Genomic DNA, 20,514 nt, shown 5'->3' with positions numbered 1-20,514 from the left:
AACCTACCCGGCGCGGCGGTTGGGCGGGTGTCAGGCCCCGCGCCGCAGCGTCAGCGTCTCGGCGCGCGTGAGCGCGATCAGGTCGGCCGGCGCCAGTTCGATCTCCAGCCCGCGCCGGCCGGCGCTGACGAAGATCGTCTCGAACGCGAGCGCGCTGTCGTCCAGCAGCGTCGGCAGCGCGCGCCGCTGGCCGAGCGGCGAGATCCCGCCCGCGACGTAGCCGGTGACCTTCTCGGCGCGATCGGTCGGCGCCATCGCGGCGCGCTTGCCGAGCGCGCGCAGGTCGAGCGTGCCGCCGGCCGGCACGATGCAGACCGTGAGCGCGCCGTCGCGGTCGACGACGAGCGTCTTGAAGACGCGCGCCGGATCGAGCGCCAGCGCCTCCGCCGCCTCCAGCGCGTAGGAGTCGGCGGACGGGTCGTGCGTGTACTCGTGCAGTCTGTGGTCGACGCGCGCCTGCTGCGCCACGCGCGTCGCCGGTGTCGCTCTGCCGGCCATCGGGCGAGCCTACCGAGCGAGCCGCTACGGTCGTCGGGCAATGCGGCGCGCCACCGTCATCCCCTCCCTGCATGCGCTCCTCGTCGCGGCGGCCGTCGTCGCTGCCGCGCTGCTCGCCGTCAGCGCGCTCGCAGGTTGTGGCGGCTCGTCCGGCGGCCGCGCGTCCGGCGACGACCCGCCGCTCCCCGCCCACCCCGCCGACCTCCCGCCGACCCCGCGCGAGAGAGCTGCCAGACGCGCGGCGGCGCAGCGGCCGGCCGCGCCGAGATGCGCCGCGGACGCCGGCAACTGCAGCACCGCGCAGGGGACCGTGATCGCGCTGGAGTCGCTCGATCCCGACGGCGACGGGGACCTGCACCTGATCCTCGCGGGCGGGTCGATCACGTTCCCCGGGATCTCGGTGCTCGACATCAACAGGGACCTGCGACCGAAGCGCGATCCGCGCGTCGGCGACTGGGCGGCCGGCGCCGGGCCGGTCTACCCCGGCAGCCACGGGCAGCACCAGATCCAGGTCGAGCGCGTCGTCTACTCGCCGCGGCGCTGAGCGAGCGCGCGCCGGGCGGATCGCGCCGGCTCGACGCGCTTCGACGAGCGTCGACTGGCTCTCCAGCCAGTCCCCGTCGGATAGCGTCCGGCGCTCGATGAACCCTGAGGAGGCACGATGGCGGGTGAGCTGAAGCTCGGACTCAACACCGGCTACTGGGCGGCCGGGCCGCCGCCGGGCGTGACGGAGTCGGTCGCGGCCGCGGAGGAGCTCGGGCTCGACTCGATCTGGACCGCCGAGGCGTACGGCTCCGACGGCCTCACGCCGCTCGCGTGGTGGGGCGCCCAGACGAGACGGCTCAAGCTCGGCACCGGCATCACGCAGATCTCGGCACGCCAGCCGACGATGACGGCGATGTCCGCGATGACGCTCGACCATCTCTGCGGCGGGCGCTTCGTGCTCGGCCTCGGCGTGTCAGGGCCGCAGGTCGTCGAGGGCTGGTACGGGATGCCCTTCGAGAAGCCGCTCGCACGCACGCGGGAGTACATCGGGATCCTGCGCGACGTGTGGGCGCGCGAGGCGCCGGTCACCAACGACGGCCCCTTCTACCCGCTGCCGCTGCCGGACGGAACCGGCCTCGCGAAGCCGCTGAAGGCGTCGATCCACCCGCTGCGCAGAGAGATCCCGATCTACCTCGGGGCCGAGGGGCCGAAGAACATCGCGCTCGCGGCCGAGTTGTGCGACGGCTGGTTCGCGATGCTGTTCGCGCCCGAGCACGAGCAGATGTACCGCGAGTCGCTCGACGCGGGCTTCGCGCGCGACGGCGCGCGCCGCTCCTACGACGACTTCGAGGTCTGCGCGACGGTCCCGTTCATCGTCACCGACGACGTCGCGCAGGCGGCCGACTACCTGCGCCCGTTCTACGCGCTCTATTTCGGCGGGATGGGCGCAAAGGGCAGGAACTTCCACGCCAACGTCGCGATCCGGATGGGTTACGAGGCGATGGTCGACGAGGTCCAGGAGCTGTACCTGTCGGGCAAGAAGGCCGAGGCCGGCGCCGCGATCCCGCAGGAGCTGATCGAGGCGCTGTCGCTGATCGGACCGAAGGACAAGATCAAGCACGACCTCGAGGCGTGGCGCGAGTCGATCGTCACGACGCTGCTGATCGGCGGCGACGCGGCGACGGTGCGCACGGCGGCGGAGCTGGTGCTGGGCTAGGAGATGCCGCCGCGGCGCATCCCGAGCCACAGCCACAGCAGGTAGGTGGCGAAGATCGCGGCGGAGACGAGATGGCGCACCGACGTCCGCTCGATCATCGTTCCAGTGTCCCGGTGTTCGGAACAATTTGCAGACGAGCGGTCGCGTCCCGCGCGCGCTCGCCCCGAGGACCGCAGGCTTGCTCCCGCTCTCCCGCAGCAAACCTGCGGTCCCCCCTTCAGGCGGGGATGTGCGGGGCGAGCGCCGTGGTCGCCGCTTCCACCGCCACGCGCGAGGCGCGCGTGAGGGGGAGGCGGACGTCCGCCGTCGGAATCAGGCCTTCGGCGTGCAGCATCGCCTTGATCACCGCCGGGTTCGGCTCGGCGAACAGCGCGCGGACGAGCGGGCGCAGCGCCCAGGCGTGCGCTCGCGCCGAAGCCAACTCACCCCGCTCGACGGCGCTCAGCAGCGCCGCGAAGCGAGCCGTCTCGCAATGCGCCGCCGCGGCGATCGCACCGCTGCCGCCGGCCGCGGCGATGCTGAAGATCTGCTGGTCCTCGCCCGCCAGCACCGCGAACGACGGCGGCGCCGCGGCGAGCAGCTCCAGCGCGTCGTCGTCGAACGCCGCAACCGCGAGCTTCACGCCCGCGATCGTCGGTGCGGCGGCATGCAGCTCCAGCAGCGCCGCGCTGCCGAGGCGGATTCCCGTCCGCAGCGGGACCTCGTAGACCAGCAGCGGGACCGCGCTCGCCGCCGCGAGACGCTCGAAGTGCGCGACGACGCCGGCGGTCGAGGGCCGCGAGTAGGGCGGCACGACGCTCAGCAGCGCGTCGACGCCCGACTGGGCGGAGCGCCGCTCGACCTCGCGCACGGCCGCCGCCGTGTCGTTGCCGCCTGCGCCGACGGTCAGCGGGACCCCGCGGGCCGTGCAGACGGCGGCGCAGCAGTCGACGATCGCGTCCTGCTCGGCCGCGCTCAACGTCGGCGCCTCAGCGGTCGTGCCGAGCGCGACGAGCCCGTCGGCGCCGTTGCCGAGGCAGTGGTGGGCGAGCCGTTCCAGCGCCGCGAGATCGACGCGGCCGGCGGCGTCGAACGGGGTCACGAGTGGGATGTGGAGACCGGTGATGGTGCTCATGCGCCTCATGCTCCCGCCCCATGCTCACCAACACAACTTACGATTCCTCACACCACCCGTTAGCCTGACTGAAGGATGATCGACGTACGCCGACTGCGGATCCTGCGCGAGGTCGCGCTCGCGGGCACGATCAGCGGTGCCGCTCGCGCGCTCGGCTACACCCCCTCGGCGGTCTCCCAGCAGCTGACGGCGCTGGAGCGCGAGAGCGGCAGCGAGCTGCTGCGGCGGCGCGGGCGCGGGGTCGAGCTGACGGCCGAGGGACGGTTGCTGGTGGAGGTCGCCGAGCGCGTCGGCGCAGAACTGGAGGCGGCCGAGGCCGAGCTGGCCGCGCGCGCCGCGCAGCCCGGCGGAACCGTGCGGCTGCTGGCGTTCGCGACCGCGCTGCAGACGCTCGTCCCGCGCGCCGCGGCGGCGCTCGCCCGCAGCACGCCCGGCCTCGTGCTGGAGATCGACGAGGCTGATCCCGACGACGCGCTGCGCCTGCTCGTGCAGCAGCGCGCCGACGTCGTCGTCGCGCACGACTACGACCTGCTCGAACGCCGCCGCCACGCCCGCATCCACCGCCGCGAACTGCTCGCGGACGAGCTGCGGCTGGTCGGCGCGCTCGACCGCACGCCGGAGGCCCGCGGCGCCGGGCTCGACCCGCCCGCCCACGAGCAGATCGACCGCGCCGCCGCCTTCGCCCCACCCGCCCACGAGCCGCCGACCGACCACCCCGACCGCCCCGGCCCCGCCCCATCCGCCGCGCTCCCCATCCCCCTCGCCACCCTCGCCGACCGCCCGTGGGTCCTGCCCGACCGCGGCAGCGCGTGCGACCGCGTCGTCGAGCGCGCGTGCGCGGCGGCCGGGTTCGCGCCGCGGGTCGTCGCGCGCAGCGCCGATTTCGCCGCGATCCAGGCGCTCGCGAACGCCTGCAGCGCGGTCGCGCTCGTGCCGCAGCTGTCGCTGCAGCAGCGGCACGCGAATACGCAGGCCCGCCCGCTCCAGACCCCCGTCAAGCGGCTGGTCTTCGCAGCCGTCCGCGACGGCGCCCAGCGCCGCCCGCTGGAGGCCGCCGCGCTCGCCGCGCTGGCTGCTGCGAGCGCGCCGCAGATCGCTCATTGACAGTCCGCAAACGCGGTCGCACGACTTGCACCGGTTTCCGACCTTGACACACGCGCCACGTCGGTCAAGCCTAACGCCGTTCCCGCCGATGTATGCGGAGTCCGACCCCGCCCTCGACCGCGTTGACCCCGCCCACCATCCATCGACTCTCCCGCCTTCTGCTGGGCGTCAGCGCGGCCGTCTGCGTCGCCTCGCTGCTGCGCACCGTGCTCGGGATCGGCGACGCGACGCTCGCCGAGATGATCTACGACGTCGGGATCCTCGCGGCGATGCTGACCTGGTGCCTGCGCGCCGCGACCCCAGACCCCGCCCACCTCGCGTTCCTGTGCGGCGTCGGGGCCACGCTGCTGTGGGTCGCCGGCGCGATCGTGACCGCGTTCGAGGGCAACAGCGCCGCGCTCTCGCTCGCCGACGCGCTGATGTTCGGGGTCAACCCCCTGATCGTGCTGGGGATCGTCTGCTACGGCCGCAGTGCCGTCCCGCACCCGATCCCGGCACCGCGCTGGGTCGACGCGCTGCTGAGCGCGCTGACGGTGACCGCCGTCGGCGCCGCGTTCGTGATCGAGAGCGCGATCAAGTCGGTCGACAGCGCGACCGTCACGGCGGCTGTCTACCCGACCGGCTCCGTGATCCTCGTCGCCGCCTCGGTCGGCCTGCTGGCGCTGCGCGGCTGGGCGTTCGACCGCCGCTTCGCGCTGATCGTCGCCGGCGCCACGACGCTGGCGCTGACGGAGGTGCTCTACCGCCACGCGCAGGCGACGACCCACACCGCCGAGTTCGGCACGCTCTACGACGTCGGCTGGATGACGGGCGCACTGCTGATGGGGCTGGCCGCGTGGCAGGCGCCGCAGCCGCTGTCGAGCGTCCCGCGCCGGACCGAGATCTTCGTGCCGATCCTGCTCGGCGCGATCGCGCTCGCGGTGCTGATCGTCGAGGGCGCCGAGGCCGACTCCGCACCGCTGACGATCACGCTCTCCGGCCTCGCCGTCGCGACGCTGCTGGCGCGCATGGCACTGAGCCTCTCGCTCAACTACCGCCTGCTGCTGCACAGCCGCGAGGAGGCGGTCACCGACGCGGTCACCGGCCTCGGCAACGGCCGCCGGCTCGTCTCCGACCTCGAGCGCCTCAACGGCGCCCGCGCGACGCTCGTGCTGCTGGACCTCAACGGCTTCAAGTCCTACAACGACACGTTCGGCCACCTCGCCGGCGACCACCTGCTGCGCCGCATCGGCACGGCGCTGCAGCACGGCGCGGGCGCGGACGGGCGCGCGTACCGGATGGGCGGCGACGAGTTCTGCGTGCTGCAGCCGGCCGACGCGAGCGTCACGCCCGCGGCGCTGGCCGACGGCGCCGCCCAGCACGGTGACGGGTTCACGGTGACGGCCGCCTTCGGCGCGGTCACGCTGCCGGACGAGGCGACCGGCTCGACGACCGCGCTGCGGCTCGCCGACGAGCGCATGTACGCGCACAAGCGCGGCAGCGGCGGCCGTGAGCAGCCGGTCGTCGAGGCGCTGCTTGCGCTGCTGGAGGCGCACGACCCGCAGCTGCGCCGCCACGCCGACGCGGTCGCCCGCAACGCCGCCGCGACCGCGACCGCGCTCGGCCTCGACGACACCGCCCGCCGCGACGTCCGCAACGCCGCCGCGCTGCACGACCTCGGCACGCTCGCGCTGCCCGCCGCGATGACCGACAAGCCCGGCCCGCTCGACGACGAGGAGCGCGCGTTCGTCGAGCACCACACGCTCTTCGGCGAGCGCGCGATCGCCACGACGCCGGAGCTGCGCGGCGTCGCGGCGCTGGTGCGCGCCAGCCACGAGCGCTGGGACGGCACCGGTTACCCGGACAGGCTCGCGGGCGAGCAGATCCCGCTCGGCGCCCGCATCGTCTTCGCCTGCCACGCCTACGACGCGATGATCTCCGAACGCGCACATGCCCCCGCGCACACGCACGCGGACGCGATCGCGATCCTGCGCCGCTGCGCCGGCACGTCGTTCGACGCGCGCGTGGTGGAGGCGCTGGCCGGCACGCTCGAACACGACCTCGAACGCGAGCGCGTCACCGTCGACGCGCTCGACTCCGTCGAGGCCTGAGCGGCCGCGGCGCGCAGCGTCCGACTGCGCCCACCACGCCTACTTGGGCGTGAGCGTGATCGTGCGGGTGACGCGGCGCGCGTTCCCGGCGGCGTCCCTGGCGCTGATCGTGACCTTGACCTTCACGCCGCTGCGCGTCTTCCTGCTGCGCAGGGCCTTGGCGACGGCCGCTCGCGCGGATCTGGAGAGCGTCAACTTCAGCGTCGCGCGCCTGCCGGCAGCGAGCCGGCGGGTGACCGCGCCGAGCTTGTAGCGCTTGGCCTTGGCGGCGGACGGGACGGTGAGGACGGCGCCGGCGCGCGCGCTGCACGCCTCCGTCGGACAGCTCACCGTCACCGAGATCGACGCGCCGGCCTTCTGCGAGGTCGGTCCGGAGAGCTTGACCTGCGGCGCAGCGGTGTCGCGCGCCGGTCGGGTGCCGGCGGGCGGCGCGACGACGGCAGGCGCCGGAGTGCCGGCGGGCGGCTGGCTGCCGCTGTCGCCGGGCGACGCGCTCGGGTCGCCGCCCGGTGCCCCGCCGCCGTCACCGCCGCCCGGGGTGCCGCCCCCGCCCCCGCCCTCGTCTCCGCTCGGCGGCCCCGTCACGGTCGAGCCGGACAGGTTCACGTGCACCAGACGATTGTTGGCAACCTGCGTCACGCCCACCCACGGGTCGCCGTTCGCGGCGATCGCGATCGCGCTGGTGGCAGTCGGCAGCGCGAACGGGTAGTCGTCGCGACTGCTCCCGGTCGCCGGGTCGATGCGGTCGACGACCGCCGGGTTGCCGCCCGTGATCCAGAGGTCGCCGTCCGGGCCGGTGGCCATCGCCGTCGCCGGCGTGCGAAAGCGCGGGTAGCCGGGCCGGTTGGCTCCCGTCACGGGGTCGAGCCGCGAAAGCTGGCCGTTCTCGCCGTCGTCGACCCAGACGTCGCCATCGGCGCCGACGGTCAGCGCTCCGGAGAAGCGGTCGCCGCCGGTCGGCTTCGGGTAGCCCGGCACGACCGCCTTCGTGTCGGGATCGAAGCGCGTGATCTGCGAGTGGTGCGCGGAGTTGCCGTCGAACAGCGGAGCCCACACGTCGCCGTCGCGGCCGACGGCGAGCGCCGCGGGCAGCAGGACCTTGTCGGGCGTCGGCGTCGCCCCGGTGCCGAGCGGATAGCCGGCGCGGTTCACCCCGGTCGCCGGGTCGAGCCGCGAGACGGTGTTGGAGTCGTTCGCGACCCAGACGTCGCCGTCGAGGCCGACCACGACCGCGTGCGGCGCGTCGACCGGGGCCGGGAAGGTGCTCACGGCACCCGACGACGGATCGATCCGCGACACGCTGCCCGCGGTTGCGTCGAAGTGGTCCTCGTCGCCCTCGTTCGCGACCCAGATGGCGCCGTCGACGCCGACCGCGATCCCGCTGGGGCTGGCCTGCGCGACGCCGCCCGCGTCCTTCAGCGAGATCGGGTAGCTCGCGGCGCACTTCTGTCCGGTGCGCTCGTCGATGCAGCTCACCAGCGTCGGATCGAAGGCGACCCTGTCACCGGCCACCCAGACCTTTCCGGCCGCCTCCGCGACCTGCCGCACGTTGGTCAGCCCGGTCGCCGACTCGGGGTAGGTGACGAGCGGCGGCGCGGCGCTCGACGACGCGGCGCAGACAGCGGAGAGCAGCAGCGCGAGCGCGCCGCAGGAGAGCAGTCGGGGCATGCCGTCGGACTATGCGCGGTGACGCGGCGGCCGGCAAAGCCCGACGCCCGCGTCCGTACGCATCATGCGTACAGGATCGGCTCGCGCGCGGTCCGCTCGGCCAGCGCCCGCTCCAGCGTCGCGGCCACCCGCAGCAGCTCGGCGTCGCCGCCGTGACGGCCGACCAGCTGCAGTCCGACGGGCAGTCCCGACGGCGTGAAGCCGGCCGGCAACGAGATCGCCGGGTGGCCGGTGACCGTGATGCGCGAGCAGGAGCGCAGCCAGGCGACGTAGTGCTCCATCGGCGCGCCGGCGACCTGCCGCGGCCACTCGACCTCGACGGGGAACGGCACCACCTGCGAGGTCGGCAGCGCGAGCACGTCGAAGCGCTGCAGGAACTCGCGCAGCGTGTGGAAGGCGCGGCCGCGCAGCGTGATCGCGCGCGCGACCGCGGCGCCGTCGAGCGCGCGCCCGCGCGCGACGTTCCAGTGGATCGTCTGCTTGACCTGCTCCGGCGTGGCGTCGACCTTCGCCCCGTGCGCGGCGGCGAACATCACCGCCCGCAGCGTGTCGAACGCCTCGTCGGCGAACGCCAGCGCGGGCTCCGCGTCACGGACGTCGCAGCCGATCGCGGCGAGCGCCTCCCGCGCCGGCTCCAGCGCCGCGAGCACCTCCGGCTCGACCGGCAGCCCGCCGAGGTCGCGGCTCCAGGCGACCCGCACGCCGACGCCGTCGCCGGGCTCGCGCAGGCGCAGCTCGAGGTCGCCCGGCAGCGGCTGCAACGCACTCAACGGCGCGCCGGCCTCGCGCCCGGCCAGCGCCCGCAGCAGCAGCGCCGCGTCGGCGACCGTGCGGCCGAACGTGCCGCTGACGCCGAACGGGCTCCACGGATCGGCCGCATCGGAGTCCTCCGGGATCGTGCCGGGCGTCGGGCGGATCCCGACGAGGTTGCAGAACGACGCCGGGTTGCGGACGCTCGCGGCGAGGTCCGAGCCGTCGGCCAGCGGCACCAGCCGCGCGGCGACGGCGGCCGCCGCGCCGCCGCTGGAGCCGCCGGGCGTGCGCGCGCGGTCGAAGGGGTTGCGGGTCGGCCCGAAGACGGCGTTGCAGGTCTGCGAGCCGGCCCCGAACTCGGACGTGTTCGTCTTGCCGACGACGATCGCGCCGGCCGCGCGCAGCCGCTGCACCAGCAGCGCGTCCCGCTGCGGGACGTGGTCGCGGAACAGCGGCGAGCCGTAGGTGGTGCGCAGTCCAGCCGTGTCGACGAGGTCCTTGACCGCGATCGGGAGGCCGAGCAGCGGCCCGAGCTGCCCGCGCCCGCCGCGCGCCAGCGCGCGGTCGGCCGCGCGCGCCGCCTCCAACGCCGCGTCGGCGTCGAGCGTGACGATCGCGTTGACGAGCGGATCGACCGCCTCGATCCGCGCGAGGTGGTCGGCGAGCACTTCGACGGCGGAGAACCTCCGCGCACGGATCCCCGCCGCGATCTCGACCGCCGTCAGTTGATGGATCGGGCCGCTCATGTCGTCGCCGGGCGCAGCGTAGCCGCGATGGCGTGCGCGGACGACGGGTCGCCGAGAGATGACTTTTGTCACTGGGAACTGGTGAGGGCCGGGACTACCGGACGCGCCCTGACGGGGTGACGCTGTATGCATGAACGACAACGCAGATTTCAATCCAGCGGTGCGGGTCCGCGGACTGCGTCGGAGCTACGGACACGGGTCTTCGGCGTACGAGGCCGTCCGCGGGGTCGACCTCGACGTCCCGCTCGGCTCGATCACCGCGCTGCTCGGCACCAACGGCGCCGGCAAGACCTCCACCCTGGAGGTGATCGAGGGGCTGGCCCCGGCGACCGCCGGCGAGGTCAGCGTGCTCGGGCTCGACCCGATCGCCGAGCGCGCCGCCCTGCGCCCCCGCACGGGGGTCCTGCTGCAGCGCAGCGGCTTCTCGGGCGACCTGACGGTCCGCGAGACGCTGCGCATGTGGAGCGCGACCGTCACGTCCCCGCGCTCGGTCGACGAGATGCTCGCGCTGCTCTCGCTCGAAGCGCGCGCCGACGTGCGCATGCTCGCCCTGTCCGGCGGCGAGACCCGCCGCGTCGACCTCGCCTGCACGTTGACGGGCAGCCCGGAGCTGGTGATCCTCGACGAGCCGACGACGGGCCTGGACCCCGAGAGCCGCCGCGAGGTGTGGCAGCTCATCGGCGGCCTGCGCGACGGCGGTGCGACCGTGCTGATCACGACGCACTACCTCGAGGAGGCCGAGACGCTCGCCGATCGGCTGGAGATCATGCACGCCGGCCGGATCGTCCGCTCGGGGACGCCGAGCGAGATCGCGGCGGGGCATCCGTCGAAGATCAGCTTCGCGGACGTCTCCGGCGTGCCCGACGACCTCGCCGGCGTCCGCAGCCTCGTCCACGAGCACGGGCGCACGACGCTGGAGACCGACGCGCTGCAGACCTCGCTGTCGGACCTGCTGGCCTGGGCCGCGCACAACGAGGTCACGCTCGACGGCCTCGAAGCTCGCAGCCCGAGCCTCGAGAGCGTGTTCCTCTCGATCGCCGACGGTCGCGACCCGGCCGCCGCCAGCGCCGCTCAGGAAGCGCTGCCCGACAAGGAAGGAGCCCTCCGATGACCTCGCCTGCCGATCGCTTCTCGCTGCGGCGGACCGCGAGCCTGACGCGCTGGAACGCCGTCCTGCTCTCGCGCAACCGCCTCGCGTTCGTCTACGCGGCGGTGCTGCCGCTGCTGCCGCTCGCGCTGCTGTTCAGCGGCGAGCGCGGCTCCGTCGCCACGGGTGCGGGCTCGATCGTCACCATGTTCCTCGTCATCGCGCTCTTCCCCGTCTACTACAACGTCCTCGCCCAGTTCGTCAGCCGCCGCGACGAGCTCGTGCTCAAGCGGATGCGGACCGGCGAGTCGCGCGACGCCGAGCTGCTCGTCAGCATCGCGCTGCCGGGGGCGATCAGCGCGCTGGTCCTGAGCGCGGTCGCGATCCCGGTCGCGGCTGCGCTTGGCCAGCCGCTGCCGGTCAACCCGCTGCTGTATGTGGCGCTCGCGCTGCTGTCGGTGATCATGTTCACCGCGTTCGCCTACTGGACCGCGGCGTGGACGCGCAGCGCAGAGGCCGCTCAGCTGACGAGCATGCCGATCATCCTGATCGCCTCGCTCGGGCCGCTGACCAACTCGATCACCGGCATGTCGGAGCGGCTGCGCGACGTGCTGTCGCTGACGCCGGGAGCGGCGGTGTCGGACCTGGTGCGGATCGGCTGGTTCGGCCTCGACGGCCCAGGCGCCGAGCAGACGACGCTGACGTTTGCCGAGACCTGGAGCCAGGCGGCCAGACCGCTGGCCGTGATGGCGGCCTGGACGTACCTGGCCGTCGTGCTCGCCCGGCGCTCGATGCGGTGGGAGCCGCGCACCTGATGATCAGGCCCGGCACGTGGCTGCGCTGGTCGGACCTCACCGGGGTCGAGCGCGTCGGGCTGTACACGCGCCAGTCCGTGTACCTGGTGCTGTTGGGCTTCACCTGCCTCGCCCTGCTGCCGGTGGCGTTCGATCTCGACGATCGCGGGCAGGCGGTCGCGCTCGTGGCGGGCGGAGCCGCCGTGACCGCGCTCGGCATCGCCGTCGCGATGGCGGTGCTGCAGCGCTTCCCGGCCGTGCAGCCGCTGCCCTGGGGCCGCATCGCGGCGCTGCTGAGCGGGTGCGGCGCGTACTTCGCGATCGCGCTGGCGTCATGGACGGGAGACGCTCGCAACGTCGCGGTGACGGCGATCGTCGCCAGCCTGACGCTGACGCTCGGGCTGTTGCCGGGCCCCCGGCTCGCCGTCGCCCTCGTCGCGCTCTCCGGGCTGCTCTTCGGAGTCAGCGGCGGGGAGGCGCCCAACGTCGTGGCAGGCGTGCTCTTCGGGGGAGCGTTCCTCTTCACCGCCCGCGCGTCGGTGTGGCTGCTCGGGATCGTCACCGACCTCGACGTCGCCCGCCAGGCTCAGGCCCAGCTGGCGGTGGTCGAGGAGCGCCTGCGCTTCTCGCGCGACGTGCACGACGTGCTCGGCCGGCGGCTCTCCACGATCGCGGTCCAGGCCGAGCTGGCCGCCACGCTCGCCAAGCGGGGCGACGAGCGCGCCGCCGAGCAGATGCTGGAGGTGCGCAGCGTGGCGCACGAGGCGCTGCGCGAGGCCCGCGAGCTGGCGCGCGGCTACCGTTCCACCGACTTCCTCAAGGAGCTGGAGGGTGCGCGCTCGCTGCTGCGCTCGGCCGGCATCGAGGTGCGGCTGAGCGTCGACGCGATGCCGCGCGCCTGGCACGAGGCCGCCGCCTGGGTCGTGCGCGAGAGCGTCACCAACGTCCTGCGACATTCGAATGCGAGCGTCGTCGAGATCGAGTACGCCGACGGGCAGCTCAGGGTCGACAACGACGGCGCGCGTCCGGGCGGCTCGTCCGACGGCTCCGGGTTGCGCGGGCTGCGCGAGCGTCTCATCCCGCTGGGCGCCTCGCTGGTCGTGCAAGCCGACGGCGGCGATCGCTGGGCCGTCGTCGCGCAGCTCCCGGGCACCGGACCTCTCAGCGCCACCGACAAGACGGGTTTCCACGAATGACCGCACCGATCCGCATCCTGCTCGCCGACGACGAGCACTTGATCCGCACCGCGCTGGCGCAGATGCTCGACCTCGAAGAGGACCTCACCGTCGTCGCCGAGGCGGTCGACGGAGAGCACGCGGTCACCGCGGCCGTGAAGCACTCCGTCGACGTGGCCGTGCTCGACCTGCAGATGCCGAAGCTCGACGGGATCGCCGTCGCCGAGCGGCTCACCGAGCTGCTGCCCGGCTGCGGCTGCGTGATCGTCACCAGCCACGGACGGCCCGGCCATCTCAAGCGCGCCCTCGCCGCGGGGGTGCGCGGCTTCCTGCCGAAGACGACGTCCGCGGTCACGCTCGCCGCGGTCGTCCGCACCGTGCACGCCGGCGGCCGCCACGTCGATCCCGAACTGGCGGCCGAGGCGATCGCCGCCGGCGACTGCCCGCTGACGCCGCGCGAGGCGGACGTGCTCGAACTGGCCGCGACCGGCGCCCCGATCGACGACATCGCCGACCGCGCGGCGCTCTCCCCGGGGACGGTGCGCAACTACATCTCGAGCGCGATGACGAAGCTGAACGCGTCCAACCGCCACGAGGCCTGCGCGATCGCCCGCCGCATGGGTTGGATCTGACGCGCGGCAGCGGAGATCGCTTGGATCACGGCCACAGCCGATGCTGCTGCCAGGAGCCGTCGGCGAGGCGGTACCGGAGGCGGATGTGGCGGCGATCGCGGTCGGCTTGCCAGAACTCCACCTCGTCGGGCAGCAGGCGATAGAGCGTCCAGTCGGCGGGGATCAGGTCGGGGTCGCCGACGAGGTCGGCACGGGCCTGTTCGACAGCGACCTCGACGTCGTCCGGGTCGTGCAGGACTGCGCTCTGGTTGCCGGCGAGCGTCTCGATGCGAGAGCCGATCGGGCGGGCGAGGTAGTCGCGTGCGCTGGCTTCGGCGCCGGCGTCGATGACGCGGCCGCGCAGTCGGATCTGGCGGCCTTGCTCGCGCCAGTGGAAGGTCGCCGCGGCCCACGGGTTGGCGGTCAGCTCGCGGCCCTTGCGGCTGGCGCCGCTGGTCGCGAACTCCCAGCCGCCGTCCGCGATGCCTTTGAGAATCAGCGTGCGCGCCGAAGGACGGCCGTCGCTGTCGATCGTGCTGAGGACCATTGCGTGCGGCTCGCGCACGCCTGCGTCGATGGCGCCCAGCAGCCAGTCCGCGAACAGCTCCTGCGGTTGCCTCGGGGCTGCCGCCGGGTCGAACTCCGGAAGCTCGACGTCGAACACGGGCAGCGCACGAAGCCGCCGGCGCAGCTCGTCCGCGGCGACATCGCGATGCTCGTCGGAACGCTCGCTCATGCTGAAGCAGTATCGGCGCGATACTGGCCGGCATGCGCCACAACCCCCGATACGCCGTCACCGATCCCGGCGTCGTGCGGACGCTGATCGCGGAGAACCCGTGGGCGACGATCGTCAGCCACACGGAGGCCGGGATCGTCGCGTCGCATTACCCGGTCCTGCTCGACGACCGCAGCGACGAGCTGGCGGTCCTCACCCACGTGCAGCCGGCCCGTATCGCAACCCGCGACTCGCGGACGAGATCGATCGAGCGCTCTCGCAGCCGCCGGACTGACGTTCGGGGCGCGGTGCGCCTCGTCCGATGCGGACGATGTGCGCCCCGCTGCCGCCGTGTCGCTGATCAGCCTCTGCCGTGCGCGGCGATCGAGAGCGGCTCCCACTCGCGCCAGGTCGCGAGACGGGATTCGTAGTCTCTGGTGGCGATCGCGAGCGGGCCGTCGCCGAAGAAGATCCGCAGCGGGGGCTGCTCGGCGTCGACGAGTTGGAGGATCGCGGCGCGCGTGGCGACGGGATCGCCCGGGGTGCCGACGCGGGTTCTTCGCGCCTGTTCGACCTGCTCGTGGAAGGCGGCGTAGGCGGGCAGCGGGGTGGCGCGCCGGGCGGAGGCGCCGCCCCAGTCGGTCGAGTAGCCGGCCGGCTCGATCAGCGTGACGTGGATGCCGAAGCCGGCGACCTCCTGTGCGAGCGACTGGCTGAGGCCTTCCAGCGCCCACTTGGAGGCGTGATACATGCCGATGTTGGGGAAGGCGCTGATCCCGCCGATCGAGGAGACCTGGATGATGTGGCCGGAGCCCTGCGCGCGCAGGATCGGGAGCGCCGCCTGCGTGATCCACAGCGCGCCGAAGAGGTTGGTCTCGATCTGGTCGCGGGCCTCCTGTTCGCTGAGCTCCTCGACGAGGCCGAACTGGCCGTAGCCGGCGTTGTTGACGACGACGTCGAGCCGGCCAAACCGCTCGTGCGCCGCTCTGACGGCCGCGAAGTCGGCATCGCGGTCGGTCACGTCGAGCCGCAGCGGCAGCACGGCGTCCCCGAACCGTTCGACGAGGTCGGCGAGCGTCGCCGTGTCGCGCGCGGTCGCCGCGACGCGGTCGCCGCGCTCCAGCGCCGCGATCGCCCATTCGCGGCCGAAGCCGCGCGAGCAGCCCGTGATGAACCATGTCTTGCCAGGCATCGGATTCTCTCTTTCGTCGTCGTGCTGGAACCTATTTTGCGGTGTCTTGAGCGAGCAGTCCGTGCAGGGCGGCGTCGGCGATCGCCTCGGCGGCGTCGGCGTCGAGCGGCGCGTGACCGGAGAGGAGGCGGAAGATGAGGGGGCCGAAGAGGAGGTCGATGGCCGTCTCGACGTCGACGTCGGAGCGCACCTCGCCGCGTCGTCGGGCGCGGTCCCAGAGGGTGCGGATCGCCTCGCGGCGGCCGACGAGGAAGAAGTCGCGGAAGTACTCGCCGGCGTGCGGGTCGGTCGTGCCGGCGGCGAGCAGCTGCGCGAAGACGGTGCCGGCGTCGCTCGCGTAGAACGCGGCGACGCGGCGCGCCTGCTCGGTCAGATCTCCCGTGGCGGAGCCGATGTCGGGGAGGGGGATGGCGTCGGCCATCTGTCCGCCGAAGGCCTCGGCGGCGACGGCGGTGCGGCTGGGCCAGTGGTTGTAGATCGTCGCCTTGCTGACGCCGGAGCGCCGGGCGATCTCGTCGACGGTGGCGGCGGGGAGGCCGCCCTCCTGCAGCAGCTCGCGGGTTGCCTGGAGGACGGCGTCGTGCGCGCGGACGCTCTTGGGCCGGGTCAGGTCGGGCGTCGGCGCGCCCTTGCCGTCGCTCATCGCGCGCCCTCCGTCAGCGCGTCGGCCTGCGCGTCGGAGAGCGCGATCCCGGCGGCGGCGAGGTTGTCCTCGAGGTGCGTGACGGTGGAGTTCCAGGGAATCGGCGGCATGACGGGGGAGCGCTTCAGCTGCCAGGCGAGTGGTTGTGCCGTTGAGCGAACTGAACGACCAGTTCAGTTGTAGCACAACGGCGCGGCCGATCGAGGCGGTCCGCCTGGCTGGCCGCGCTAGCCGGTCATCGACGTTGGGGCCTGGGTCAGCATGGTCGCCCCAAACGGTTCGACGAGGATCTCGTCGAACACGGCGGCGACGTGCTTGAAGTGCGGCGTCGCGAAGTGGACGTCGAGGGCTTCTCGGTCGGCCCATTCCTCGACGCTCGTCGGCGAACTGTGCGCGCTCGTCACGCGTGCGCGTCGTCCAGGACGGTGGTGCCTCTGATCAGCCACGTGGGGCCTTCGGCGTAGTCGCCGATCAGCGCGAAGAACCGCTTGAAGTAGGGACCGTCGGCGTGGACGTTGAACGCGTCGAGGTCGTCGTAGGCCTCGTTGAGGTAGAAGCGGTTCGGGTTCTCTTCGTCGACGATCAACTCGAAGCGGCGCGTCCCGGGCTCGTTGGCGCCGGAGTCACGACCGTCCTGCAGGGCGGCGGCGATGAACTCCTCGCGGTGCTCGGGCTCGATGTCGAAGTGGACGGCGATGTGGTACATGGGAGGCCCTCCCGGGCTCTAGACTGGCTGGCGGTGACGCGATCGATGATCAATCGGAACCCGGCGGGGCAACAGAGTCGAACGGATCCCGGTACTGGCAGTGCGACCCTCCCGCCGGCCGGGCTGGACCGCCAACGCGAGCTGGCTGACTTCCTGCGCCGGCGCCGCGCGCAGATCGCTCCCGAGCAGGCCGGCCTTCCCGCACCGACCGGCCACCGTCGCACGCCCGGTCTGCGGCGCGAGGAGCTCGCCGCGCTGTCGGGGATCAGCGTCGACTGGTACATCCGACTCGAGCAGGGCCGCGCCGAGCGGCCCTCCCCCTCCGTGCTGGATTCTCTGGCTGGCGCGCTGCAGCTGACCCCGGATGAGCGCAGCCACCTGTACGCCCTCGCCCGCAGCGAGCAGCCGCCGCTCCATCAGCCCGCTGCCGAGACCGTCGACCCGAGCATGCAGCGCATCCTGCACTCGCTCGCCGACGACGTCGCCGCCTACGTCCTGGGTCGGCGCTGGGACGTCCTGGCGTGGAATCGCGCCGCCTGCGAGCTGCTCGTCGACTTCGACGCGCTTCCCCCCGCTCGGCGCAACCTGATCGAGCTCACCTTCCTCGACGCCGCGATGCGCGACCGCTACCTCGACTGGCAGCTCGTCGCCCGCTCCACACTGGCCAACTTCCGCGCCGCCGTCGCACGCAACCTCGAACAACCCGAGACCGCCGCCCTCGTCGACCACCTGCGCACGACCGACGCGCACTTCATGGAGTGGTGGAACCTGCACGAGGTGCAGGAGAAGACCGCCGGCGTCAAACGGTTCCGCGGCCCCGACCGCACGTCCTTCGAGATGCGCTACGAGTCCGTCCTCTCACCGACCGCCCCAGACCAACGACTCATCATCTACACCGCCGTCGCGGAGAGCTGACCGAAGGCAGCTCACCCAGACGAGGCTGCGAGGCCCGCGAGGAGCGGGCGGACGGCGGCCTTGATGGTGTCGAGGCTGACGCCCTCCCTGCGGCGCAGGTGACGGACGATGTTGACGTTGAGCGTGGCGAGCAGCAGCTGCGCGGTCGTGTGGGCGTCAAGGTCCGCGGAGATCTCGCTGACCAGGTTCTCGACGTGGACGGCCATTGCGAGATAGCCCTCGATCGGCGCGCCCCAGCGGTCTCTCTCAAGCGCGAGGCTGAGTTCGAGGTGGGTGTCCTGGAAGTCGAGCAGGCCGTCGAGGAACGCGGCAAGACGGTCGTGGGGCGGTGCGCCGGGCCCGAGCGGCGGGGCACCGAACAGAAAGGCGTCCTGGAAGACCCGCAGGTGCTCGTCCAGCAGCGCTTGGAAGAGGCCCGAGCGGTCGCCGAAGCGGCGGAACACCGTCCCCTTCCCCACCCCGGCTTCGGTCGCGACGGCGTTGATGGAGGTGCCCGATGCGCCGCGCTGCTCCAGCACACGTCGGGCGGCCGCGAGGATTCGCGCGCGATTGCTGGCCGCGTCGGCGCGCTCGCGCGGCGCGCCGGCCATCGGCAGCTCGGTCCGGTCTGTCGCGCTCCTCACGGTCGCATCCGCCATCGCGTCGATGTTCCCACGCCGGGCCGTCATCGGCTGGTTCAGCCAGACGCGCGCCGCGCGGTACGTCACGCGGGCCAGGCGTGCACCTCGCGGCCGGGGACCGGCATCTGCTCCCAGACGACGAGCTGGCCGGGTCGGCCGTCGGTCGCGTAGAGGGAGCGGCCGTCGGGGCCGCCGAAGCAGCAGTTGGTGGTGAATCCGGGGGTCGCGTCGGGCGTGTCGGGGATGGCGAGCTCGTCGATCTGCGTTCCGCGGGGGTCGAGGACTCGCACGACGTGGTCGGTGGTCCCGGCGGCGTAGACGTTGCCCTCGGCGTCGAAGCAGAAGCCGTCGGCGCCGCCGGGGCCGAGCCGCTGCACGATCCATTCCCGCGTCCCGTCCGGATCGAGACGCATCAGGCCCTCGCCCTCGACGACCACGAGGTTGCCGTCGGGGTCGAGCGCGATGCCGTTGCAGTGCTCGAAGCCGGAGGCGACGATGCGCGTGGTGCCGTCGCGGCCCATCGCTTGGACGCGGCCGAGCGGTCCGCCGCCGGGCGGTGTGACGGGATCGGTGAAGTACAGCGTGCCGTCCGCGGCGGTGACGAGGTCGTTGGGGTTCTGGAACGCGCCGGCGGCGAGCGTCGTCACGGTGCCGTCGGGCAGCACGCGCTGGATGCCGGAGGGGACGTGGACGACGGGTTGGTCGGTCCAGCCGGGGCCGGCCGCGGCGGTGAAGTCGAAGCCGCCGTTCTGGGTCACGACGAAGCCGCCGTCGCTGGCCGGCGCCGCGGCGTTGGGTCCGCCGTCGGTGCGCGCGATCACTTCGCGGCGGTGCTCGCCGGGCCAGATGCGGTACAGAACGGCGAGCGCGACATCGGTGCACACGACGGTGCCGTCCGCGCACCAGACTGGGCCTTCGGGGAAGACGAGGCCGTCGACGACGACCTCAGCGGTCTGCGCCATCAGAGGCGTCCTTTCAGTTGCACGTGGTGATCGGGGGTCAGCCGGGGAGCTGAGGGCCGCCGTCGACGTCGACGACGGTGCCGGTGACGGCCCCTGAGCGCGCAGAGCACAGGTAGGCGCACGCCCACGCGATCTCCTCGGGGGCGATCAGGCGCCGGATCGGCATCGCGGCGGCCGCGCGGTCGCGCACGCCCACGTCGTCGAGGCTCGACCCGGCGCCGCGTGAGATGTCGACGAAGCCGGGGTTCACGTCGTTGACGGTGATGCCGTACTCGCCGAGGCCGGCGGCCAGCGACTTGGTGAGGACGTGCAGGCCGCCCTTGCCGACGGCGAGCGGGATGCTGCGCGAGGAGCCGGTCCAGCCCGCCGGTCCGTTGATGTGGATGATCCGGCCCCACCCCGCCTCGCGCATGCCCGGCACGAACGCCTTGGCGAGATACCAGGAAGCGGTCAGTTGCTGGTTGAGGAAGAAGTGCCAGTCCTCGTCGGTGGTGTCGAAGAACCCTTCGCGGCGCATCCGCCCGTTGGCGTTGCTGACGCAGATGTCGACGCGTCCGAAGCGCGCCTGCGTCAGCTCCTTCATCCGCGCGATCGTGCCGGGCTCGGCCGCGTCGCCGGCGACGACCAGGGCCTGGACGCCATGTGCCTCGGCTTCTCGCTTGACCGCCTCGGCCTCGGCGGCGTCCTCGGCGGTGGCGCGTGCGTTGACGACGACGTTCGCGCCGCGCGCGGCGAGCTCCAGCACGATCGCGCGTCCGATGTTGCGTCCCGAGCCGGTCACGAGGGCCGTCTTGCCGGCGAAGTCCAGTGCGTCCTTCATCTGCTTCGTTCCTCTCCTGTACGACGGGCCGCGGCGAGCGCGAGCGTCATGCCCGCGCGGCCGTCGCTGCGTCGGTGTCGGTCAGTTCCTGCAGCAGCGCGGCGAGCTCCTCCGCGAGCTGCGGGTCGGCGAGCCGTCCGTCGTCGCGGAACTGCTCGTGAGCGGTCGGGACAGGCAGCTCGCGATCCACGACGCGTGCGCCGATCGCGCCCAGCACCTTGCGCGCCTCCGCTTGCGCCCAGACGGCGCCGAACATGCCCGTCGAGGCGCCGATGACCGCGGCGGGCTTGCCCTTCAGCGGCGAGTCCGCCAGCGGGCGCGACAGCCAGTCCAGCGCGTTCTTGAGTTGCCCCGGCAGCGAATGGTTGTACTCGGGCGTCGAGACCAGCAGCGCGTCGGCCGCGGCGACCTCGTCCCACAGGCGCTGGACGGCCGCGGGCCGATCGTGCGTCAGGTCGTCGTCGAAGGCGGGGATCCCCCGCAAGCCGTCGTGGGCGACGAGCTGCGCGCCGGGCGGCAGCAGCTCCGCCGCCGCCCGCACCAGCGCGCCGTTGTGCGAATCGCGTCGCAACGACCCCGAGATCGCGAGGATGCGCATC

23 protein-coding genes are annotated in these 20,514 nt (G+C 73.2%); 10 read left to right on the top strand and 13 right to left on the bottom strand.

Annotated features, from left to right (window positions below; all coding sequences use genetic code 11):
- Window positions 1-30: 30 nt before the first annotated feature.
- Window positions 31-498: an aminoacyl-tRNA deacylase gene (locus tag Q7L65_RS16890; RefSeq protein ID WP_304722790.1), complete on the bottom strand. Its 468-nt coding sequence runs from the start codon at window positions 496-498 to the stop codon at window positions 31-33.
- Between the two features lie 40 nt (window positions 499-538).
- Between Q7L65_RS16890 and Q7L65_RS16885 the strand changes: the two genes are divergently transcribed.
- Window positions 539-1,042, top strand: a complete 504-nt coding sequence (locus Q7L65_RS16885) for a hypothetical protein (protein ID WP_304722788.1) — start codon at window positions 539-541, stop codon at window positions 1,040-1,042.
- Between the two features lie 129 nt (window positions 1,043-1,171).
- A complete protein-coding gene (locus tag Q7L65_RS16880; RefSeq protein WP_370552582.1) occupies window positions 1,172-2,200 on the top strand; it encodes an LLM class F420-dependent oxidoreductase in 1,029 nt (342 codons plus the stop codon).
- A 217-nt stretch (window positions 2,201-2,417) separates the two neighbouring features.
- Here Q7L65_RS16880 and dapA read toward each other — a convergent pair whose 3' ends face one another.
- The gene (gene dapA / locus Q7L65_RS16875; protein ID WP_304722785.1) at window positions 2,418-3,314 is read right to left on the bottom strand and encodes a 4-hydroxy-tetrahydrodipicolinate synthase; all 897 of its coding nucleotides are present in this window, start codon (window positions 3,312-3,314) and stop codon (window positions 2,418-2,420) included.
- A 75-nt stretch (window positions 3,315-3,389) separates the two neighbouring features.
- Here dapA and Q7L65_RS16870 point away from each other — a divergent pair, with 75 nt between their 5' ends.
- Window positions 3,390-4,418: a LysR family transcriptional regulator gene (locus tag Q7L65_RS16870; protein ID WP_304722783.1), complete on the top strand. Its 1,029-nt coding sequence runs from the start codon at window positions 3,390-3,392 to the stop codon at window positions 4,416-4,418.
- A gap of 122 nt (window positions 4,419-4,540) precedes the next feature.
- Window positions 4,541-6,508 carry an HD domain-containing phosphohydrolase gene (locus Q7L65_RS16865; RefSeq protein WP_304722781.1) on the top strand — a complete coding sequence of 656 codons (1,968 nt, stop codon included), beginning with the start codon at window positions 4,541-4,543 and terminating at the stop codon, window positions 6,506-6,508.
- A gap of 39 nt (window positions 6,509-6,547) precedes the next feature.
- Here Q7L65_RS16865 and Q7L65_RS16860 read toward each other — a convergent pair whose 3' ends face one another.
- Together Q7L65_RS16860 and Q7L65_RS16855 are read right to left on the bottom strand one after the other, a co-directional pair.
- On the bottom strand, window positions 6,548-8,176 hold the full coding sequence (locus Q7L65_RS16860) for a hypothetical protein (RefSeq protein ID WP_304722779.1): 1,629 nt from the start codon (window positions 8,174-8,176) through the stop codon (window positions 6,548-6,550).
- 62 nt (window positions 8,177-8,238) lie between these two features.
- The gene (locus Q7L65_RS16855; protein WP_304722777.1) at window positions 8,239-9,675 is read right to left on the bottom strand and encodes an amidase family protein; all 1,437 of its coding nucleotides are present in this window, start codon (window positions 9,673-9,675) and stop codon (window positions 8,239-8,241) included.
- 130 nt (window positions 9,676-9,805) lie between these two features.
- On the opposite strand from Q7L65_RS16855, the gene Q7L65_RS16850 reads away from it, so the two are divergent.
- The 4 genes from Q7L65_RS16850 to Q7L65_RS16835 are packed head-to-tail and all read left to right on the top strand — an operon-like array spanning window position 9,806 to window position 13,363.
- Window positions 9,806-10,786 (top strand): ABC transporter ATP-binding protein, encoded by a 981-nt coding sequence (locus Q7L65_RS16850; protein ID WP_304722776.1) that lies wholly within the window; start codon window positions 9,806-9,808, stop codon window positions 10,784-10,786.
- Window positions 10,783-11,577, top strand: coding sequence for an ABC transporter permease (locus Q7L65_RS16845; RefSeq protein WP_304722774.1), 795 nt, complete (start codon window positions 10,783-10,785; stop codon window positions 11,575-11,577). The genes Q7L65_RS16850 and Q7L65_RS16845 overlap by 4 nt, the downstream gene beginning before the upstream one ends.
- Window positions 11,577-12,752, top strand: a complete 1,176-nt coding sequence (locus Q7L65_RS16840) for a sensor histidine kinase (protein WP_304722772.1) — start codon at window positions 11,577-11,579, stop codon at window positions 12,750-12,752. The genes Q7L65_RS16845 and Q7L65_RS16840 overlap by 1 nt, the downstream gene beginning before the upstream one ends.
- Entirely contained in the window at window positions 12,749-13,363 is a 615-nt protein-coding gene (locus Q7L65_RS16835) for a response regulator transcription factor (protein ID WP_304722771.1), read from the top strand. Before Q7L65_RS16840 ends, Q7L65_RS16835 begins: the two co-directional genes overlap by 4 nt.
- Before the next feature lie 25 nt (window positions 13,364-13,388).
- Here the strand turns inward: Q7L65_RS16835 and Q7L65_RS16830 are convergent, their stop codons facing one another.
- On the bottom strand, window positions 13,389-14,078 hold the full coding sequence (locus Q7L65_RS16830) for a pyridoxal 5'-phosphate synthase (RefSeq protein WP_304722769.1): 690 nt from the start codon (window positions 14,076-14,078) through the stop codon (window positions 13,389-13,391).
- Between the two features lie 32 nt (window positions 14,079-14,110).
- Between Q7L65_RS16830 and Q7L65_RS27720 the strand changes: the two genes are divergently transcribed.
- On the top strand, window positions 14,111-14,488 hold the full coding sequence (locus tag Q7L65_RS27720) for an FMN-binding negative transcriptional regulator (RefSeq protein ID WP_370552573.1): 378 nt from the start codon (window positions 14,111-14,113) through the stop codon (window positions 14,486-14,488).
- Here the strand turns inward: Q7L65_RS27720 and Q7L65_RS16825 are convergent.
- The 4 genes from Q7L65_RS16825 to Q7L65_RS16810 form a co-directional block, all read right to left on the bottom strand.
- Entirely contained in the window at window positions 14,419-15,249 is an 831-nt protein-coding gene (locus tag Q7L65_RS16825; RefSeq protein WP_304722767.1) for an SDR family oxidoreductase, read from the bottom strand. The two genes, Q7L65_RS27720 and Q7L65_RS16825, sit on opposite strands and share 70 nt — an antisense overlap.
- A 31-nt stretch (window positions 15,250-15,280) precedes the next feature.
- Window positions 15,281-15,892 carry a TetR/AcrR family transcriptional regulator gene (locus Q7L65_RS16820; RefSeq protein ID WP_304722765.1) on the bottom strand — a complete coding sequence of 204 codons (612 nt, stop codon included), beginning with the start codon at window positions 15,890-15,892 and terminating at the stop codon, window positions 15,281-15,283.
- A 227-nt stretch (window positions 15,893-16,119) separates the two neighbouring features.
- Window positions 16,120-16,296: a putative quinol monooxygenase gene (locus tag Q7L65_RS16815; protein WP_304722764.1), complete on the bottom strand. Its 177-nt coding sequence runs from the start codon at window positions 16,294-16,296 to the stop codon at window positions 16,120-16,122.
- The gene (locus Q7L65_RS16810; RefSeq protein WP_304722763.1) at window positions 16,293-16,598 is read right to left on the bottom strand and encodes a putative quinol monooxygenase; all 306 of its coding nucleotides are present in this window, start codon (window positions 16,596-16,598) and stop codon (window positions 16,293-16,295) included. Before Q7L65_RS16810 ends, Q7L65_RS16815 begins: the two co-directional genes overlap by 4 nt.
- On the opposite strand from Q7L65_RS16810, the gene Q7L65_RS16805 reads away from it, so the two are divergent.
- A complete protein-coding gene (locus tag Q7L65_RS16805; RefSeq protein WP_304722761.1) occupies window positions 16,557-17,513 on the top strand; it encodes a helix-turn-helix transcriptional regulator in 957 nt (318 codons plus the stop codon). The genes Q7L65_RS16810 and Q7L65_RS16805 overlap by 42 nt on opposite strands.
- 11 nt (window positions 17,514-17,524) lie before the next feature.
- Here the strand turns inward: Q7L65_RS16805 and Q7L65_RS16800 are convergent, their stop codons facing one another.
- The 4 genes from Q7L65_RS16800 to Q7L65_RS16785 all read right to left on the bottom strand — a co-directional run bounded on the left by Q7L65_RS16800 (window position 17,525) and on the right by Q7L65_RS16785 (window position 20,513).
- Entirely contained in the window at window positions 17,525-18,136 is a 612-nt protein-coding gene (locus Q7L65_RS16800; RefSeq protein ID WP_304722760.1) for a TetR/AcrR family transcriptional regulator, read from the bottom strand.
- A gap of 80 nt (window positions 18,137-18,216) precedes the next feature.
- The gene (locus Q7L65_RS16795) at window positions 18,217-19,095 is read right to left on the bottom strand and encodes an SMP-30/gluconolactonase/LRE family protein (RefSeq protein ID WP_304722759.1); all 879 of its coding nucleotides are present in this window, start codon (window positions 19,093-19,095) and stop codon (window positions 18,217-18,219) included.
- Window positions 19,096-19,132: 37 nt separating this feature from the next.
- Entirely contained in the window at window positions 19,133-19,915 is a 783-nt protein-coding gene (locus Q7L65_RS16790) for an SDR family NAD(P)-dependent oxidoreductase (RefSeq protein WP_304722758.1), read from the bottom strand.
- A gap of 46 nt (window positions 19,916-19,961) precedes the next feature.
- Complete coding sequence (locus Q7L65_RS16785) at window positions 19,962-20,513, bottom strand: NADPH-dependent FMN reductase (protein WP_304722757.1); 552 nt, start codon at window positions 20,511-20,513, stop codon at window positions 19,962-19,964.
- Window position 20,514 lies beyond the last annotated feature (1 nt).

Source organism: Conexibacter sp. CPCC 206217 (assembly GCF_030646165.1).
Classification (GTDB): Bacteria; Actinomycetota; Thermoleophilia; order Solirubrobacterales; family Solirubrobacteraceae; genus Conexibacter.
Note: the sequence above shows the minus strand (reverse complement) of the source record. Positions and strands in the feature narration are given on the sequence as shown.

Bases quoted from the DNA above. Each gene is read 5' to 3' on its own strand.
- Q7L65_RS16845 (WP_304722774.1), top strand. From the start codon at position 10,783: ATGACCTCGCCTGCCGATCGCTTCTCGCTGCGGCGGACCGCGAGCCTG.
- Q7L65_RS16795 (WP_304722759.1), bottom strand. From the start codon at position 19,095: ATGGCGCAGACCGCTGAGGTCGTCGTCGACGGCCTCGTCTTCCCCGAA.
- Q7L65_RS16840 (WP_304722772.1), top strand. From the start codon at position 11,577: ATGATCAGGCCCGGCACGTGGCTGCGCTGGTCGGACCTCACCGGGGTC.
- Q7L65_RS16785 (WP_304722757.1), bottom strand. From the start codon at position 20,513: ATGCGCATCCTCGCGATCTCGGGGTCGTTGCGACGCGATTCGCACAAC.
- Q7L65_RS16860 (WP_304722779.1), bottom strand. From the start codon at position 8,176: ATGCCCCGACTGCTCTCCTGCGGCGCGCTCGCGCTGCTGCTCTCCGCT.
- Q7L65_RS16810 (WP_304722763.1), bottom strand. From the start codon at position 16,598: ATGTACCACATCGCCGTCCACTTCGACATCGAGCCCGAGCACCGCGAG.
- dapA (WP_304722785.1), bottom strand. From the start codon at position 3,314: ATGAGCACCATCACCGGTCTCCACATCCCACTCGTGACCCCGTTCGAC.
- Q7L65_RS16830 (WP_304722769.1), bottom strand. From the start codon at position 14,078: ATGAGCGAGCGTTCCGACGAGCATCGCGATGTCGCCGCGGACGAGCTG.
- Q7L65_RS16825 (WP_304722767.1), bottom strand. From the start codon at position 15,249: ATGCCTGGCAAGACATGGTTCATCACGGGCTGCTCGCGCGGCTTCGGC.
- Q7L65_RS16835 (WP_304722771.1), top strand. From the start codon at position 12,749: ATGACCGCACCGATCCGCATCCTGCTCGCCGACGACGAGCACTTGATC.
- Q7L65_RS16820 (WP_304722765.1), bottom strand. From the start codon at position 15,892: ATGAGCGACGGCAAGGGCGCGCCGACGCCCGACCTGACCCGGCCCAAG.
- Q7L65_RS16890 (WP_304722790.1), bottom strand. From the start codon at position 498: ATGGCCGGCAGAGCGACACCGGCGACGCGCGTGGCGCAGCAGGCGCGC.
- Q7L65_RS16790 (WP_304722758.1), bottom strand. From the start codon at position 19,915: ATGAAGGACGCACTGGACTTCGCCGGCAAGACGGCCCTCGTGACCGGC.
- Q7L65_RS16885 (WP_304722788.1), top strand. From the start codon at position 539: ATGCGGCGCGCCACCGTCATCCCCTCCCTGCATGCGCTCCTCGTCGCG.
- Q7L65_RS16850 (WP_304722776.1), top strand. From the start codon at position 9,806: ATGAACGACAACGCAGATTTCAATCCAGCGGTGCGGGTCCGCGGACTG.
- Q7L65_RS27720 (WP_370552573.1), top strand. From the start codon at position 14,111: ATGCGCCACAACCCCCGATACGCCGTCACCGATCCCGGCGTCGTGCGG.
- Q7L65_RS16870 (WP_304722783.1), top strand. From the start codon at position 3,390: ATGATCGACGTACGCCGACTGCGGATCCTGCGCGAGGTCGCGCTCGCG.
- Q7L65_RS16855 (WP_304722777.1), bottom strand. From the start codon at position 9,675: ATGAGCGGCCCGATCCATCAACTGACGGCGGTCGAGATCGCGGCGGGG.